The sequence below is a fragment of the Streptococcus sp. 29896 genome (assembly GCF_032594915.1).
Lineage (GTDB): Bacteria > Bacillota > Bacilli > Lactobacillales > Streptococcaceae > Streptococcus > Streptococcus suivaginalis.
Genome location: NZ_CP118733.1, coordinates 799,600 through 816,055, shown reverse-complemented (window position 1 = coordinate 816,055; position 16,456 = coordinate 799,600). Strand labels below are relative to the sequence as shown.

General features: G+C 43.2%; 13 protein-coding genes. 1 reads left to right on the top strand and 12 read right to left on the bottom strand.

Annotation, left to right across the window (positions count from 1 at the left end; translation table 11 throughout):
* Window position 1: 1 nt before the first annotated feature.
* The 6 genes from PXH68_RS03795 to PXH68_RS03770 form a co-directional block, all read right to left on the bottom strand.
* Window positions 2-127, bottom strand: a complete 126-nt coding sequence (locus tag PXH68_RS03795) for a hypothetical protein (RefSeq protein ID WP_261979772.1) — start codon at window positions 125-127, stop codon at window positions 2-4.
* A 110-nt stretch (window positions 128-237) separates the two neighbouring features.
* The gene (locus PXH68_RS03790) at window positions 238-399 is read right to left on the bottom strand and encodes a hypothetical protein (protein WP_158454655.1); all 162 of its coding nucleotides are present in this window, start codon (window positions 397-399) and stop codon (window positions 238-240) included.
* 184 nt (window positions 400-583) lie between these two features.
* Window positions 584-1,897, bottom strand: a complete 1,314-nt coding sequence (obgE, locus tag PXH68_RS03785) for a GTPase ObgE (protein WP_205030638.1) — start codon at window positions 1,895-1,897, stop codon at window positions 584-586.
* 45 nt (window positions 1,898-1,942) lie between these two features.
* Window positions 1,943-2,071 (bottom strand): DUF4044 domain-containing protein, encoded by a 129-nt coding sequence (locus PXH68_RS03780; protein ID WP_158454651.1) that lies wholly within the window; start codon window positions 2,069-2,071, stop codon window positions 1,943-1,945.
* A gap of 57 nt (window positions 2,072-2,128) precedes the next feature.
* Window positions 2,129-3,913, bottom strand: coding sequence for an excinuclease ABC subunit UvrC (uvrC, locus tag PXH68_RS03775; protein WP_248028529.1), 1,785 nt, complete (start codon window positions 3,911-3,913; stop codon window positions 2,129-2,131).
* 58 nt (window positions 3,914-3,971) lie between these two features.
* Complete coding sequence (locus PXH68_RS03770) at window positions 3,972-4,247, bottom strand: zinc ribbon domain-containing protein (RefSeq protein ID WP_248028528.1); 276 nt, start codon at window positions 4,245-4,247, stop codon at window positions 3,972-3,974.
* 99 nt (window positions 4,248-4,346) lie between these two features.
* Between PXH68_RS03770 and PXH68_RS03765 the strand changes: the two genes are divergently transcribed.
* Window positions 4,347-5,276 carry a hypothetical protein gene (locus PXH68_RS03765; protein WP_248028527.1) on the top strand — a complete coding sequence of 310 codons (930 nt, stop codon included), beginning with the start codon at window positions 4,347-4,349 and terminating at the stop codon, window positions 5,274-5,276.
* 46 nt (window positions 5,277-5,322) lie between these two features.
* On the opposite strand, the gene PXH68_RS03760 is transcribed toward PXH68_RS03765, so the two are convergent.
* From PXH68_RS03760 to rexB, 6 genes are all read right to left on the bottom strand, one after another.
* On the bottom strand, window positions 5,323-5,817 hold the full coding sequence (locus PXH68_RS03760) for a YkgJ family cysteine cluster protein (protein ID WP_158454643.1): 495 nt from the start codon (window positions 5,815-5,817) through the stop codon (window positions 5,323-5,325).
* A gap of 19 nt (window positions 5,818-5,836) precedes the next feature.
* Entirely contained in the window at window positions 5,837-6,214 is a 378-nt protein-coding gene (locus PXH68_RS03755; RefSeq protein WP_316715908.1) for a hypothetical protein, read from the bottom strand.
* A 755-nt stretch (window positions 6,215-6,969) separates the two neighbouring features.
* Window positions 6,970-8,802 (bottom strand): translation elongation factor 4, encoded by a 1,833-nt coding sequence (gene lepA, locus PXH68_RS03750; protein WP_248028525.1) that lies wholly within the window; start codon window positions 8,800-8,802, stop codon window positions 6,970-6,972.
* A gap of 237 nt (window positions 8,803-9,039) precedes the next feature.
* Window positions 9,040-9,453 (bottom strand): nucleoside-diphosphate kinase, encoded by a 414-nt coding sequence (ndk, locus tag PXH68_RS03745; RefSeq protein WP_248028524.1) that lies wholly within the window; start codon window positions 9,451-9,453, stop codon window positions 9,040-9,042.
* An 11-nt stretch (window positions 9,454-9,464) separates the two neighbouring features.
* On the bottom strand, window positions 9,465-13,112 hold the full coding sequence (gene addA / locus PXH68_RS03740) for a helicase-exonuclease AddAB subunit AddA (RefSeq protein WP_248028523.1): 3,648 nt from the start codon (window positions 13,110-13,112) through the stop codon (window positions 9,465-9,467).
* Window positions 13,112-16,378 (bottom strand): ATP-dependent nuclease subunit B, encoded by a 3,267-nt coding sequence (gene rexB / locus PXH68_RS03735; protein ID WP_248028522.1) that lies wholly within the window; start codon window positions 16,376-16,378, stop codon window positions 13,112-13,114. Before rexB ends, addA begins: the two co-directional genes overlap by 1 nt.
* Window positions 16,379-16,456 lie beyond the last annotated feature (78 nt).

Here is a 16,456-nt window from a genome sequence, read left to right as displayed (position 1 = left end):
ACTAAACAATCTCTTGACGTAGGGCTGCTACCTCATCTTCCTTGACAGAAAGAAATGGCGCAATTTCCTCATCCGTCATATTTGTCGCTAACAAGCGGTCAACAAACTCTAACTGATTTGCATCCATCCTAGGACTCCTTTCCACACTCATTGCTAGCATTATAGCATAAATACGGGAAAAACGATTCCTTTTACTGTAAAAATGAAAAAATCGGACCAGAATTGGTCCGATTTTACTTATTCTGCATTTTCTTTTGCCAACCGCTCACGCTCCAATCGCAATTTCCGATTGGGATTGAGCTTGTTGAACAATTCTTCTAATTTTTCAGCATTCCAAACATCTGCTGCCGAAACAAAATTTCCATCCTTATCCTTGAAGGATATCGGCTTATCACCCATAAAGACCTCCAATTTTTTGATGCATTGAATTTAAATGCTACTTGACTATTTATCAGCCTTTGATTCCGAACAAACTGTCTCTTCGCTCTCGACTTTTTAGGCTCGGGCTGATACAGTCTATCCCCAGACTTCCTCGCTTTTGAATTTTCAGGCTCGGGCTGAAAAAGTCCACTGGACTTTTTCACTAATCAACAAACTCAAATTCGAACTTGCCGATTCGGACGGTATCTCCGTCTTTGGCTCCACGCGCACGCAGGGCTTCGTCAACTCCCATTCCACGCAATTGGCGGGCGAATTTCATGACAGATTCATCACGGTCAAAGTTGGTCATGGTGAAGAGTTTTTCGAGCTTGTCGCCAGACAGAATCCAGCTAGCATCATCTGCACGGCTGATGTCAAATTCTGGCTCATCTGGATTAAAGCCATAATAAACCTCTTCTTCTTGGAAATCTGATTCATCATAAAGCAAGAATTCTGGTGTTTTCTCTAGCAATTCTGCTGTTGCTTCCAAGAGATTTTCCAAACCTTGGTGGGCAATCCCTGAAATTGGGAAAATCTGTGGCAGTTCGTCAAATTCATCATAATTCGCTGCCAATTTTTTCTTAAATTCTTTCAGATTGTCAGCCGCTTCCGGCATATCCATTTTATTGGCAACAATAATCTGTGGGCGTTCCATGAGACGAAGATTGTAGGTTTCCAATTCATTGTTGATGGCTACATAGTCCTCATAAGGATCACGGCCTTCACTAGCTGACATATCCAAGACATGCAAGATAACACGTGTCCGCTCGATATGGCGAAGGAATTGGGTACCTAGACCGACACCTTGACTAGCCCCTTCAATCAAACCTGGTAAGTCTGCAACAGCAAATGACTCGCCAGATTTAGTCCGGACCATACCCAAATTTGGCACAATGGTTGTAAAGTGGTAGGCACCAATTTTGGGCTTAGCTGCCGTAATGACACTGAGAAGGGTTGATTTTCCAACGGATGGAAAACCAACAAGACCAACATCAGCTAGCACTTTTAATTCCAATTCCAATTGGCGCTCTTCACCTGGTTCCCCATTTTCAGAAATTTCTGGAGCAGGATTTTTTGGTGTCGCAAAACGGATATTTCCACGACCACCACGACCACCATGGGCAATAATAAATTCTTGGCCATGCTCCACCAAATCCGTAATAACTTTTCCTGTTTCTGCATCACGGACAGTTGTTCCTTGAGGAACACGAACCACCATATCATCTGCTCCACGGCCATGCATGCCCTTGGTCATCCCTTTTTCACCATCATCAGCCTTAAAACGACGATTGTAACGGAAATCCATAAGGGTACGCAAGCCTTCGTCAACAACAAAGACGACATTACCACCACGACCACCGTCACCGCCCCAAGGACCGCCGTTTGGGACATATTTTTCACGGCGAAAGGCTACCATGCCATCGCCACCCTTACCAGCCTTGACTGTAATCTTGGCTGTATCTAAAAACATACTCATAAAAAACCTATTCTTTCTGTCAAAAAGACGCTATACAGCGCCTTTTTAATTCATCAGTGCATTGACTGCTGGGAAAATCAGACCAGCAAGTGTAGCGATAACCATTAATAGAACGATAATTAAGGTTATTTTCTCAAAAGCTGTCTTTTTGTGTTTTTCTTCACCGAAAGCCATTTCTACGCTCCTTATTCAGTCATTGATAGTTTATTTTACCACAATTTTGCTCCTTTTTCAATTGTCATCTTTTGGAGCCAAACTTTCCTTCACCTTCTCCGCCACCTTATACGGCACACCAGCTTCTGCGATTTCCTGCAAACTTGCTGACTGGATATTGCCAATGGACTTGAAATGCTTCATCAGAGCCTGTTTGCGTTTTGGTCCTAGACCTTCTATGCCGTCCAATTTTGATGAGAAGGAGTTTTTTGACCGAACCTGACGGTGAAACTCAATAGCAAAGCGGTGAACTTCATCTTGAATCCGATGCAGTAGGAAAAATTCCTGAGAATTACGGGGCAACTCAACTACTTCCAACGGATTGCCAAAGAGCAATTCGTGGGTCTGGTGCTTGTCATTCTTCTGCAAACCTGCAATGGGAATGGACATACCCAACTCCTGCTCGATGACCTGCATGGCGACATTGACCTGCCCCTGACCACCGTCAATGATAATCAAATCAGGCGGTGTCAAACCGTCCCGCAGCACCCGACTGTACCGTCGCTGCAAAACTTCTCGCATGGAAGCATAATCATCCGGTCCCTCCACCGTCTTAATCTTATACTTGCGGTATTCTTTTTTATTCGGCACCCCATTTTCAAAGACCACCATAGCCGACACAGGGCTGGTCCCCATGATGTTGGAGTTATCAAAAGCCTCAATCCGCACAGGCGTCGGAATACCCAAAAGCTGACCGATATTCTCTACAGCACCGTAGGTCTTCTCCAGATTTTTCTCCAAGAGATTAAACTTCTGCTCCAGACTAACACGCGCATTCTTCGTCGCCAGATTGATGAGCTGCTTCTTCTCACCACGCTGGGGCTTGATGACCTTGGTATCCACCAGAGCTTCTACGGCTTCTTGGTCAATATCCTGCGGTATCAAGACCTCCGACGGTATCAAATGTTGCTGGTCCCTGTAAAACTGACCGATGTAGGTCAAAAAATCTTCGTCCGCATCATTATAGTATGGAAAAAGATTGACATTCCGCTCAATCAGTTTCCCCTGCCGAACAAAGAAAACCTGCACGCACATCCAGCCCTTGTCCACATAGTAGCCAAAGACATCCCGATTTTGCAAGTCATGGGCCATCACACGTTGCTTGGTCCGCAGGGTTGAAATGGATTGCAGGACATCACGGTATTCCGCAGCCTTTTCAAATTCTAGATTAGCAGCTGCCGTTTTCATCTTGGCCTGAACTTCCTTGACAATCTTATCATCATGCCCCGTCAAGAACTGGGCAACCTCCTTAGCCATCTTGTCATAGTCGGATAGGCTGGGCAGGTTTTCCCCATGGGCCAGACATTGCCCCAAATGATAATAAAGACAATACTTGTTCTCAGGCAATTTACACTTGCGGAAAGGATAGAGGCGTTCCAATAGTTTGAGGGTCTGGTTGGCCGCACCCACATCTGGATAGGGACCAAAATACTGACCACCATCCTTTTTTATCTGCCGTGTAATCATCAGCCGTGGGTGACGTTCCTTGGTAATCTTGATAAAGGGATAGGACTTGTCATCCTTGAGCATAATGTTATAGCGAGGCTTGTTTTCCTGAATCAGATTGATTTCCAGCAAGAGGGCCTCGATATTGGAATCCGTTACGATAAATTCAAAATCGGCAATTTCAGATACTAAGGCCTCTGTCTTGGTATCATGGGCACCACGAAAATAAGACCGCACCCGATTGCGCAGGTTTTTGGCCTTGCCCACATAGATAATCTTTCCGTACTTGTTTTTGTGGAGGTAGCAACCCGGACTGTCCGGAAGCAGCTCCAACTTATGCTTGATTAAATCGTTCATAAGTTACATTATAACAAAAAATGAGCAGGGAGGACTGTCCCAACTCATCTACATCCCTTTATTTTTGAACCTGCCAACGTTTGGCTTTTTTCAGCATAAATGGGTAAGAAGCTTTCATCAAGAATTTTACAAAACCATTTCCTTGACCGTTTGAAATCGCTTTTTTTCCTTTAGCAACCATCTGTTCAAAACTGATATCAGGCTCCAAAAAAGCCCCCTTGGCATAACAATAAGAACAATAGCTTGTAGACTGACTTCCATCTGCCTCAGTTCCTCTCACATCTTGGCCGTGTAGATTGAGGGGCATGGCACAGGATTGACAAAATTTTTCCATAACTATCTCCTTTGAGCTATTGGTCTAGTATAGTATTTTCTAAAAAATCTGCAAGAAGTTTGCCGTAAGAAATCCAGTCTCTATGATATAATAAAGGCTATGAATTCAACACAGCTCGGAGATTTACTCCACTTAAAACCCTACCACCATTATTATGCCATTCCCGTCATCCAACTGAACCACCAAGAGTCTGGATACCTTGTTCTCTTCCAAGATGACAACCAATTACAATTGGTCAATCATTTGGCAGATAATGGTCGAACCCAGTCCTTTAAAAAGGCTAGTATTTTTTCATTGGAAGAACTTCTTTTGGAGTTAGGGGCCATCCCACTAGATTGTCTACATCAAATTCTTATCCTCCAAGCTCCTCGAGACAAGCAGCAAACAACAGATAAACCGCTGCAATTAAAAGAAGTTTTTCAAACATATCAAAAGTCTGATCAGGTCTTGTCTTTTCTGAAACAAAGCCCCAAAACGGCTCATGAATTGGCAAACTTGGAGGCTGAGGAAGAACGAATTCGCCTTGCCAATCAGACCTATGACCCTTTTCGCTCAACCGTTCGACAGGAGAACCGCCAACCATCAGAACCCAAGATGGACATTGTATCCGATAAGGAATATAAGCATTTAATGGATTTTCATCCCTTCATCCAATCTCAAAGGGGGAATGTATACAAGGTTCCGGTTGACTACTTAGATCCTGATAAACAAACAACTGTCACCATTGACATCATGGGCTGGTATTTTTACAAAAAGCAATTGAAAATTCGTTGGAGACCTCGTCATACCCGCAAAGGACGCTGGCGTTCATCTCTCGTTTCGGTCGATAAAAAAACTGGGTCCTACTTCTTTCAAGGGGAACTCTATAAAAAAGGAAATCATCCAATATTTTTGCACGCCATGTCCTTCAATAAAGGGATTCCAACCAATTTCCAAGAACAGTTTCATGCTAATTTTCACCACTTCCAATCCATCATTGAAGACCAAAAGAAGAAAGCTCTTTTGCGCATCTATTCTTTTGGAAAATAAGAAAAAGCCTCTTGCACCATTCGTAACGGATAGCAAGAGGTTATTTTTATACTCGAGTCTTCAATTTCTCAACAAAGAGATAGGCTGCAGGACAGGTGAGGGTGTTCTTCATCGTCAGATGATTGATCTGGTAGATCTTTTTGCGGTCCGTATGAGGAAATTCTCGACAGGCCTTAGGACGTACATCATAAATTGAACAGAGATTATCGCCACCTAAAAATGGACAGGGCATCGATTTAAAAACCTTGTCATTGTCTTCATCGACCCTCAAGTACATTTCCTCAAAAGCAGGTAGTCGCATCTTAAAATACTTGGCAATTCGTGTAATATCCGCCTCCGTAAAAAGAGGACCTAAGGTCTTACAGCAATTGGCACAGGCAGTACAGTCAATTTCATTAAACACTTCCGTATGAACTTGCTGCACAATTTTGTCCAAATTTTTCGGTGGTTTCTTCTTCAAGGAAGCCAAAAACTTACGGTGTTCAGCTTGTTTTTGCAAGGCAAGCTGGTGGTATTTTTCTAAATCAATTTCTTGTTTCATAGGACTAGTATAGCATAGATTAGTAGTGATTGGCCTTGATAATATAGGCATACAACAACCAAATAATCAAATAAATAACCATACCGATAGGTACAATCGGAAAGATCGGGAGGAGGATAAGTGATAAAAAGGTCAACAAGCCAAGTGTTTTCAACTTCAAACTTCTCTCATCTCTTGCCACCTGCCGATTCCAGTCATCGACAAATGCCTGCGCCTGTTCGGTCTGCTTCTTCAACAGTTGAGCTAACAGCTCAATCCTTTCCGGATCGTCTTCTTGAATCATAGCAATCAAAATATCATTGATTCGATTTTTGTTGGCCTCATGCTGGGTTACTGTTGCCTGGTATTGGGCATTTGCTACTATTGTCTGCTGTACCTGGCTTAATTTTTGATTCAATAACTGACGGTCTTTCGAGCTAAGCATCTTCTTCTTCGCACCATTTTCTTTTCGGTTTATTTTAAAAATAGCAGAGCAGTCAAGACTACTTGCTTACTATATACTAGTTTATCATATGATCGATTGAAAATGGAAGTATTGCATGTCATTTCTTTTCTTGAAAGTAAGTAACTGTTTTTCTGTGACTAATTTTATATTTTTAAATCTGAAATTATCTCAGGGAAGGTATTTTAAAAAATTAAAACAAGCAAAACTAGTTTATTTCCTATATTATAAATTTAAAAATTAGCAAAAAACTTTGTTATCTTATATTTTAAAATTGAAAATTAGCAAAAAACTTTGTTTGCCATGTTAAAAATGTTTTTTGTTCGTAAACTCCTTGAATTTATTCAACTTTTAATTAAGTGAACATGTCAGACATTTGATTTGCATCACAATTTAGAAAGTATCTTCTAGATAGTAATAAAAACATGACAAAAAGGTCCACTGGACCTTAATTCGCTCTCGTTTTTTCAAGCTCATGTCTGATCCTCGCTCTTATATTTCTAGGCTCGGGCTGAAACAGTCTATTCCCAGACTGTTTCACTCCACTGGACCTTAATTCGCTCTCGTTTTTTCAAGTTCATGCCTGAGCCTCGCTCTTGCATTTCTAGGCTCGGGCTGAAACAGTCTATTCCTAGACTGTTTCACTCCACTGGACCTTAATTCGCTCTCGTTTTTTTCAAGCTCATGATAAAAAGGTCCACTGGACCTTTTTATTTCTTATCATCTTCATCCATGCTGAGGACGCTGAGGAAGGCTTCTTGTGGGACTTCGACAGAGCCGATGGCTTTCATGCGTTTTTTACCGGCTTTTTGTTTTTCTAGGAGTTTGCGTTTACGGGAAACGTCACCACCATAACACTTGGCCAAAACGTTTTTGCGAAGGGCCTTGATGTCGCTACGGGCCACGATTTTCTGACCGATAGCAGCTTGGATTGGCACTTCAAACTGTTGACGAGGAATGATTTTCTTGAGTTTATCAACGATGATTTTCCCACGTTCATAAGCAAATTCCTTGTGGACAATAAAGCTGAGAGCATCAACCTTATCCCCATTGAGGAGAATATCCATTTTCACCAACTTGGATGAACGGTATTCCGAAATCTCATAGTCAAAGCTGGCATAACCTCGAGTGGATGACTTAAGCTTGTCAAAGAAGTCAAAAACAATCTCCGCAAGTGGAATTTGGTAGATAACATTGACACGGTTATCATCAATATAATCCATAGTCACAAAGTCACCACGTTTGCGTTGGGCCAATTCCATGACCGCACCGACGTATTCCTGCGGTACCATGATTTGTGCCTTAACATATGGTTCTTCGATCGTGGCAATTTTGGTTGGGTCTGGGAATTCGGACGGGTTGGCTACATCAATCATTTCACCGTCCGTCATGTTAACATGGTAAACTACCGACGGTGCTGTCATGATGAGATCAATGTTAAATTCGCGCTCAATACGTTCTTGAATAACATCCATGTGCAAGAGACCTAAGAAGCCACAACGGAAACCAAAGCCGAGGGCCTGCGATGTTTCAGGTTCGAACTGCAAGCTGGCATCGTTGAGCTGGAGCTTTTCCAAGGCTTCACGGAGGTCATTGTACTTGTTGGAATCAATTGGATAGATACCCGCAAAGACCATTGGGTTCATCTGCTTGTAGCCTGCAAGTGGCTCGCTGGCAGGATTTTCCGCCAAGGTCACTGTATCACCGACACGGGTATCAGCCACAGTTTTGATAGAAGCTGCGATATATCCAACATCTCCAACTGCTAGGAAATCACGACCAATGGCTTTTGGCGTAAAAATTCCGACTTCTGTCACATCAAAAGTCTTGCCGTTGCTCATCATCTGAATGGTATCACCTGGCTTCACGACACCATTGACGATACGGACTTGAAGGATAACCCCACGATAAGGGTCATAGACAGAGTCAAAAATCAAGGCCTGCAATGGAGCTTCGACATCACCAGTCGGTGCTGGAACCTTTTCTACGATTTGCTCCAAGATTTCCTCGATACCAATACCTGCCTTAGCTGATGTTGGCACTGCTTCTGATGCATCCAAACCAATCACATCTTCGATTTCCTGACGAACACGCTCTGGGTCTGCTGCTGGTAGGTCAATCTTGTTAATGATAGGCAAGATTTCTAAGTCATTGTCAAGGGCCAGATAAACGTTGGCCAAGGTCTGTGCTTCAATCCCCTGAGCAGCATCCACCACCAGAATCGCACCCTCACAGGCCGCAAGGGAACGGGATACTTCATAGGTAAAGTCCACGTGTCCTGGTGTGTCAATCAAGTGGAAAATATAAGTCTCTCCATCTTTAGCTGTATAATTGAGTTCGATAGCATTCAATTTAATGGTGATACCACGCTCACGCTCCAAATCCATACTATCAAGCAACTGGGCCTGCATTTCACGGCTAGAAACCGTTTCTGTCTTCTCAAGAATACGGTCAGCCAAGGTTGATTTACCATGGTCGATGTGGGCAATGATGGAGAAATTACGAATTTTCTCCTGTCGTTTTTTCAAATATTCTAAATTCATGTTTCTTCCTCTACAAGGGTATTACTCTTTATTATATCAGAAATACCAAGAACTTGCCATAAGAAAAACGGGAGTGGGAAAGAACTCCTGCATTCATAGAAGAGTTCGTCTTCCCACCCCCGCATAGTTGATTAGGACAGATTTGGAGTGTAAAACACGAACAAATCTGCCAATCAACCACTGCGCTGAGATGTTGACACAAACTTTGAGTAGGATTGCTGTTGTTGAACTGCTCTGCTATTTCCCCAACCAAAGACCAATCTCACGTTCGGCTGCTTCTGCACTATCGGAGCCGTGAACGACATTGGCAACAATGCCATCAACCGGTGCTGTCGCAAAATCTCCACGAATAGTTCCTGGCAAGGCTTGAAGGGGATTGGTTGCCCCCATCATATCTCGCCAAGATTTGATAACCTCTGGTCCAGTTAGAATTCCTGCAATCACAGGTCCACTTGTCATATACTGAACCAAAAGCAGAAAGAATGGCTTGTCTGCCAAATGCTCGTAATGCTGCGCAATCAACTCTGGACTGGCAGTCATCATGCTAAGGGCTTCTAGGTTGAAGCCACGTCTCTCGATTCGTTCAATCACCTGACCAACTAAGCCACGCGCAACTGCATCAGGCTTTATGATAAAAAATGTCCGTTCCATCTTTTCCCCCTTTAAAAAACATGAACAACTTGAATGGTTTCTCCACCCAACAAAATCAAATGACAGTCAACTCGCTCTATCTTGTAGGCTTTTTTTAATGCCTCCGCATAGAGTTGCATCTGTGAGTAATAGCGTTCCCGTAAAAGACTCGGCTGATCATACCGGTCTGTCTTATAGTCAAACAGAACGATGTGATCCTCATATAGTAGGTAGCCATCGATAATCCCACGAAGGACAAATTGTTCCTGCGATACAGGATCTGTCTGCAAACTTGCAAATGGAGCCTCTCGGTGGAGTTTGTCCGTATTGGCTAGAATTTCTCTTCCTAAGTCTGTATCAAAGAAATCTAAAATCATCTGAACATTGATTTTGTCTTTAACCGCTTGCTCAGCATGAACAGCTTCTAGTGCTTCTCTTACCGTATCTTCTGTCACCAACCAAGACAGATCTAAGCGTTGCATGAGTTCATGGACTGCTGAACCGACTTGAGCTCCAGTTATTTTGGGTTTCTTGGAAAAATCTGGTAAGGCAAAGGTCCGTTTTGACTGGTATTTTTCCATAACTTCCATGCCTTCTTGTTCCAAGATTGGTTCATAAAGTTTTTTGATCTGACTTGGAGTGCGTAAACTTGGTAATTCGATGGCAGCCTTATAGCGTTCGTTCAACTCTTGGACAGAAGACAACTGGTCCAAGGCCTGCACAATATCTTCGGATTGACGAATATCTTTAAGGCTGGCGTCTTCTAGCTTATTCTTCAATATAAGTTTACCAATCTTCTCATCTGTCAAATCCTCATCCGTCACAAAGACTTTCTTGAAGTGCAAGTCTTCTCCTGAGAAGGTCTCATCAATGGCTAGAATCCAGTCTTGGAAGGTCACCATGCTTTCGCGAGTTGATTGGGCTAGTACGCCATTTTCCTTTTTACCATCGTATTTTTCAGCTAACTTGTCAGCATTGCCCTTTCCAACCAGATACAGCTTCTTCTCTGCACGCGTTAGTGCAACATAAAGCAACCGCATTTGTTCCGAAAGATTAGCAATTTTTAGCTCTTGGAGATTATTTTGATAAGGGAGGGTGTTCATTAAGACTCGCACCTGAGGCAATGGGCTATTTACCTTATCTTTCATATCCGCTAAATATTGGATACCTAGACCATTTTTCCGGCTGATGATGACGGACTGGTAATGGTCTTCCAAGTTGAATCGCTTATCGATGTTCATGAGGAAGACATATTTGAACTCCAAACCTTTTGACTTATGAATGGTCATCAGCTGAACAGCATTTTGCGGTAGAAACTCTTGTACATCTGCCAAATCCTTATCATTTGCTAAGGCACGGTCAATCATGGCGATGAAGCGGGACAAGCCCTTGTAGCCAGTTTTTTCAAACTGGTTGGCACGCAGACCTAGTGCATATAGATTGGCCTGACGCTTGCTGCCATTTGGAAGAGCACCGACATAGTCATAGTAGAATTTTTCATTGAAAATCTTCCAAATCAAGTCATAGATAGAATGCAGTTTGGCAAAGGCACGCCAGTTTTCCAAAATAGATAAGAAATCCTTGATTTTCTTCTTCAACTCTCCTGACATCAGTTCAGGATGTTGCCCACTTGCTTGCTGGGCTATTTCCATTTTCTGGTAAAAGAAACCTGTCCCAGCCTGCAAGGAAATCCGTGTCAGTTCATCCTCATCGAATCGGAACATAGGCGATTTTAGCAGTGCAACCAAGGCATAGTCATTGAGTGGATTATTGATAACCCGCAAGGTATCCAGCATAATCATGACTTCTAAAGATTGCAGATAGGAGGCTGCTCCGCCATCTGCCACAATAGGAATCCCGTGTTTTTCAAAAATGGACATAATGAGGTCGTTGTGCGTTCGTTTTTGCACCAAGAGAGTGATGTCTTTGAAGTCTGCGCCTTCTTCATTATGGAGACGAATAATCTCTTTTGCAACGACTTCAATTTCACCAGCAGTCAGAGGAGTTTCCTCCTCAGCATCCGCTGATGAATGTGCGCTCTCCTGCTGGTCGTAAATCAAGTATTCCATCTCATGCTTGGGCTGGGCAATTTTTTGGCCAGGACTTCCAGCCACTAGACTGTGGGTGTCGTCATATTTGATTTCCCCTACTTGACGGTCCATTAGGCGCGTGAAAATAGCATTTGTTGCCTCCAAGACCTCAATCTGACTACGGAAGTTTTCCTTGAGCAGAATCAATTTCCCAGCCTGAGGATTTGCCTGATACAGTTCAAATTTCTCTTGGAAAATCATCGGATCAGCCTGACGGAATCGATAGATGGACTGCTTAATGTCACCCACCATAAAGCGATTATGCCCGTTAGACAGCAAGTCCAACATCCGCTCTTGGCTATGGTTGTTATCCTGGTACTCGTCCACCATGACTTCGTGGTATTTTTCTTGGAAAAACTGGCGAATGTCCGCATTTTCTTCTAAAATACGAATAGCGAAATGCCCAATATCGCCAAATTCAAAGGCTGCTTCCTTGATTTTGACATCCAGATAAGCCTGCGAAAAATCCAAGACAAAGTCACGTAATAATACAAGCAGTGGCAAAGCTTGAGCCTGATAATCTTTCAGCAGGGTCAATTCATAAACTTCCTGACCCAAATCTCTAAGTCCTGAGATAATCTGGCTCTTGCCAGCATTGTATTCTTCTTTAAAGGCTATCAAATGCTCATCTTTTGGTCGATTGGCATTGGTCAAGCCCTTGCCTCTGGACTGGTCATTGATGAGAAGAATTCTTTCAACCCGCTCCATCAAGTCCTTCTGGTCCAGACTATCTAAACCCGTCAACAAATCCAAGACTTCTTCCACATTGGCAAAATACTTGGCGGAACCAAAGTCATTTCTGCCCCATTCCACATGGTAGCGGAAGAAATCTGTAGCTTGATAGAGCTTGTCTAATACTTTTTCCTTAAAGCCTTGCTCTAAGATCTGCTCTATACGCTCTTGACTATACAAATCAGCTTGAACAGCCTGCTCTTTCAGCCATTTAGTTGGACTGCTCGTCGATTGGCTAAAATCATGCACCTGATAGACAACCTGACGAAAACCACTATTATCCTTGCGGTTGCCCGAAAAATTGCGAACCAGTTTGCGGAATGTACCATTTTCATCCTCTTCGAGATAATCTGCAAAGAGCTGGTCAAAAACCTCTTTTTTCAGACTCGCTTTTTCTGTCTCATCCTGTAAAATCCGAAACTGTGGAGAAATACCAAGGCTATAACCGTAGGTTGTGACCAATTTCTGCGTAAAGGAGTCCATGGTCCCAATATCCGCCTTGGTCAAATCCGCCAACTGGGCCGACAAATGCCGACGCAATTCCATATCGGTCGTCTCCGCAATGGTTTCATTGAGATTTTTCTCAATCCGCTCCTTCAATTCACCAGCCGCTTTGACTGTAAAGGTTGAGATAAAGAGCTGGTCGATTCCCACACCACGCTTCAACTTATCCAAAATCCGTTGAACCATAACAAAGGTCTTTCCTGACCCAGCCGAAGCAGAGACCAGAACATTCTGACCGTGCGTGTAGATGGCTTCAATCTGCTCAGGTGTGCGTTTTTGTTGCTTATCAGAATTGGCTTCCGCCAGCTGCACAGCCTTGATTTCTTCCGCGCTTAAAAATTGTTCAAAAGCCATTAGTCCTGACCTCCTTTCATTCGTTCCATCCAATCTTGACGCTTGGCCTCCTTGATCAACCGCCGCGCCATGCCCATGTGCCGATCCGCCTCAAAACCAGTGATTGCCTTCAGCTGCTCACCTGCCACCGAACGCCCATCTTTGGTATAAGGGTTAATAGCAAAGCGACCATCCAGGATGTCCTTGGCAGCTTGTTTGTAGAGTTCTTGGTTGTGGTTCAATAAAACCGCAAACTCTTCTTCCGTGTAGAGTTGGTTACGAGTCTGATAAAAATGATTGAGCCCCAGACTTTCCTCCTTCAAGAAAAGCCCCTTGTAAACCAAGCTCGTATTGGCAGCTCCTTCTAGCTGTTCTAAATTCTTCGTGTCTTTTAATTTGATAATCGGATCCTGCAAATGCAAATACATAGCTCCAAAAACAGGTTTATCCTTGGTTTCATCCAGCTCTTGTAAGGCTGCCAGGTAGGTCACCAACTGAGGTTTTAGACCATTGTAAAAATCCCCAACTGAAAAAGATTGGTCGCTGGACTTGTAATCCACAACACCAACAGCCTGATTGATTTGTAAGGTATCCAAGCGGTCAATTGTACCATTTACATGCACACTCTTGCCATTTTGAAGGTCAAAAACCAGCGCCTTATCCTGACGGAAACTCTTTTCCTGACCATCAATTTCAACCAAATCATTATCCCGCAAAATAGTTGCACTGGAACGAGCAATCTTATCCAGCACCTCCTCCGTATAGCGAGCATCCGCATCTTGGTTATAAAACATAGCAAATTCTGCCTCATCACGTGTACGCAGGATGGCCTTGTCCACTTTTTGATCAAAATCTAGCTCAGATTGATCCATGACCACTCGTTCAAAAATCCGATGCAAGAACAAACCATGCTGAAAGGCAGTCGGATGGATGGATTCCTGTTCCCGCAAGCGAAGAACATTACGGACAAAGTAAAGATATTGGTTATTGTAGAAATTGGTCAAGCTGGATGCGGAAAGATTGAGCGGCTTATCCTCTGGATATAAAGCAGCCAAGGTATCAGCTGCAAGCTGTTTAGAAGTAATTTCGCCAGTAATGGTCGGAATTTCAATGCCTTGCGACTCCAATTTTTTCTTCAAATGGCGAACCAAGACTGTCCAGAAGGCCGTCTGCCCTTCCCATTCTTCGTTATCAAGAGATGGTCTTTCCGACTCAATCAAACGGGATAAGAGACTCTTGTAGTGACCGATGTCTTGCGGACTAAGTGTTTTAATCCGACCACGTTCTTCGGATTTCAGCCCCATTTTTTGGAGAATTTTAATATAAGGGGAGAGACTATCTTCGCCTTCGTTATAAATCTGAGGAGTTGAAATAACTAACTGTTCCGTCGCAGCATTCAGCAGAGACATCATGGCTGCATGGTTCTTCTTGATATTCTCTCGACTGACCAAATCAAAACGTGAAGAACTAGCCGAGACAAGATTGACTTTTTCCATCTCTTCTTCTGTCAATAGACTGGTATTCTTAGCAACTTTTGGAAAATTGGACTGGCCCATTCCGATAGCATAAACATACTTTGCAGTATGTGGCTCGATCAAATCATAGGATTTGACATTGACCACATCAACCGTTGCAGGAACAGTACGATAGTGACTGGACTGCATGCCTGCTCGAAGAAGGGCTAAAAAATCATCCAAGCTCAACTTTTCTTGGGCAAAGAGTTGGTGGAAGGTCTCTAGCACCTGACAGAAACTTTTCCAGACCTGCTCTTCTTTTTCTTGCTCTACTTCACTCAAATTTCGAGACATTTTTTCCATATTTTTAGGAAGCTCAATTGCCTCCAAAAATGCTGTGAATTTTTCTAGCAAGCTGGCACCTGATCGAGGCCCTACCTTAAACAAGCTAAGAAGAGGCTCCATCACCTTGGAACGCAGGGGTTCCAAAACAGTCAAATCATAGACAAGTCGCTTCTCCTTGATGACTTCAGCATCATAGTCCGCTCTGCCATTGACCGAAAAAGCCCTCGAAAAAGCAGCCTGCCCCTTGAGATCAGCAAAAAGGACGTAGGACTCAAACAAGTCCAATTCATCTTGGGAAAAACTGGCGTACAAGCCTGATTTGAGGAGATTGAGCAAGTCTTCCGCTCGGAAACGATAGCGGCGCAAGCGTTCTAAGGACTCCACAAAATGGACCAGGGGATGATGACTCATCTCCTCTGCCTTGCCGAAATAGTAAGGAATATCATACTTGTCAAAAATCTTACCAATCTGCAACTTGTAGCTATCCACATCACCCAAGAGCAACAAGATGTCTTTATAGCGAGCCCCTTGATGCACCTGCTGACGAATTGCAGTCGCAACCTGCTCAACTTCTTCTTTTTGGTTGACGACTTCCCATAGCTGGATTTTTTCTTGGTCTGCTGGAGTCAACTCAAGTAAGGTTCCGCTATAATCATAAATCGACTCCATATTCTTTGAAAATTTACCAAGACTGTCCAGTTCAGGTTCTAAACCAATATATGAAATCTTTGTCTGGAATTGGGCTGATAACTGGCGCAAAAAGTCAACGTTAGCTTGATAAACATTGCCTTCAATATAGGTCGCATTTACAGCTTTCTTGCTGGCATAGGCGCCGATCAGTATTTCTGCTACTCGACTGTTTAAGGCTGCCACAAAAGCTTCTTCTTCTGCGGAAAAACGTGAAAAACCATCGACAATCAAAACCATGTCTTTCAACTGCTGGTCCAATTGTCCAGACTCGATGACTTCTATCAACTGTGCCAACCTTGTCTGGTGTTCATACCCTTCTTTGGACAAAATTTCAGTCACAGATAGGAAAATCTTTACCAAGTCTGCCTGCTTGTCTGGAGATTCCATTGCCTCCAAGTCTAAAATGGACATATTTGCCCGTTGCAACTCTTTGTATAAAGTGACCAGCTGTTGAACGAAGCCAAAATCCTTCTGCAGCCGACCATAAACCTTTAGTTCCCCTTCTTGAAACTGTGACAAGACACGAAAGAATACCATGGCTAGTCCCAGGTCATCAATGCTGTGCCTCTCCTCGCTATCATTAATAACCAAATAACGAGCCAGCTGGGCAAAACGCGTCACCATAATTGCAAACGATGCTCCCTCTTCCAGATGGGATAAAACAGCCCGCTCCTTCTCGAAAGACAGGGAGTTAGGAGCTATGTAGAAAACCCGATAACCCTTATCTGCAAAGCCTTTTGCCTCATCTACCAATAAAGCTGTCAGGTTCTGTCGAATACCTGTATATACTAATTTCATATCTTACTCTCTTTACATTATCTTTCTTCTATTATATCAGAACTTGTCCAGGCATAAAAAAAGAAAAGGGAATTTCCC